This is a genomic window from Pseudomonas sp. MWU15-20650 (genome assembly GCF_023242475.1).
Lineage (GTDB): Bacteria > Pseudomonadota > Gammaproteobacteria > Pseudomonadales > Pseudomonadaceae > Aquipseudomonas.
On record NZ_JALJFG010000077.1, the window covers coordinates 1 to 1,254 of the forward strand.

Sequence of the window (1,254 nt, forward strand, 5' to 3'; positions counted from 1 at the left end):
CGCGCATTCTACGGAGCGACCCTAAGTCTGGCAAGCACTTTCTTAAATCTTTTTTTTCAGCCCTTCCAATGGCTTAGGCAGGGTTGGCCTCAGGCGCTATCAAGAGAATAATGCCCACCTTTGTATAAAGGAGAGACTCACCCCATGTGGTTCAAGAACCTGCTTATCTATCGCCTGACCCAAGATCTGCCTGTTGATGCCGAGGCGTTGGAAGCGGCCATGGCCACCAAACTGGCGCGCCCTTGTGCAAGCCAGGAGTTGACCACTTACGGTTTCGTCGCACCTTTTGGTAAAGGTGAAGATGCTCCCCTGGTTCACGTCAGCGGTGACTTCCTGCTGATCGCTGCTCGCAAGGAAGAACGCATCCTGCCGGGTAGCGTAGTGCGTGACGCCCTTAAAGAGAAAGTCGAAGAGATCGAGGCCGAGCAAATGCGCAAGGTCTATAAAAAGGAGCGCGACCAGATCAAGGATGAAATCATCCAGGCTTTCCTGCCACGCGCCTTTATTCGTCGTTCGTCGACCTTCGCCGCCATCGCGCCGAAACAGGGCCTGATCCTGGTGAACTCGGCAAGCCCCAAGCGCGCCGAAGACCTGCTGTCCACCCTGCGTGAAGTGATCGGCACCTTGCCGGTACGCCCACTCACGGTGAAAACCGCGCCAACCGCGATCATGACCGACTGGGTCACTACTCAGAAACCGGCCGATGACTTCTTCGTCCTCGACGAATGCGAGCTGCGCGACACCCACGAAGACGGCGGCATTGTCCGCTGCAAACGTCAGGACCTGACCGGCGAAGAAATCCAGCTGCACCTCACCACCGGCAAAGTGGTGACCCAACTGTCCCTGGCCTGGCAGGACAAGCTGTCCTTCATGCTCGACGACAAGATGACCGTCAAGCGCCTGAAGTTCGAAGACCTGCTGCAGGATCAGGCCGAACAGGACGGCGGCGACGAGGCCCTGGGCCAACTGGACGCCAGCTTTACCCTGATGATGCTGACGTTCGGCGAGTTCCTGCCGGCGTTGGTTGAAGCACTGGGTGGTGAAGAAACCCCACAAGGCATCTAAGCCGTGTGAGGATCAAATTGTGGGAGGGGGCCTTCCCCGATGGCGATGGTTCAGTCAGCGATGCATTGGCTGACACCCTGCTATCGGGGGCAAGCCCCAATGCCAGTCAGTTAAGCGCTAGAACGAGCAACCGGTAACCGGTGGCGAGCGGGCTTGTCCCGCGTTGGGGCGCGTAGCGCCCCCAAAGAG

Annotated in this window: 1 protein-coding gene; it reads left to right on the forward strand. The window is 58.3% G+C overall.

Features of this window, described 5'->3' with window-relative positions; genetic code table 11:
* The first annotated feature begins 144 nt into the window (after positions 1-144).
* Entirely contained in the window at positions 145-1,065 is a 921-nt protein-coding gene (gene rdgC / locus M5B43_RS27155) for a recombination-associated protein RdgC (RefSeq protein WP_003172886.1), read from the forward strand.
* Positions 1,066-1,254 lie beyond the last annotated feature (189 nt).

Bases quoted from the DNA above. Each gene is read 5' to 3' on its own strand.
- rdgC (WP_003172886.1), top strand. From the start codon at position 145: ATGTGGTTCAAGAACCTGCTTATCTATCGCCTGACCCAAGATCTGCCT.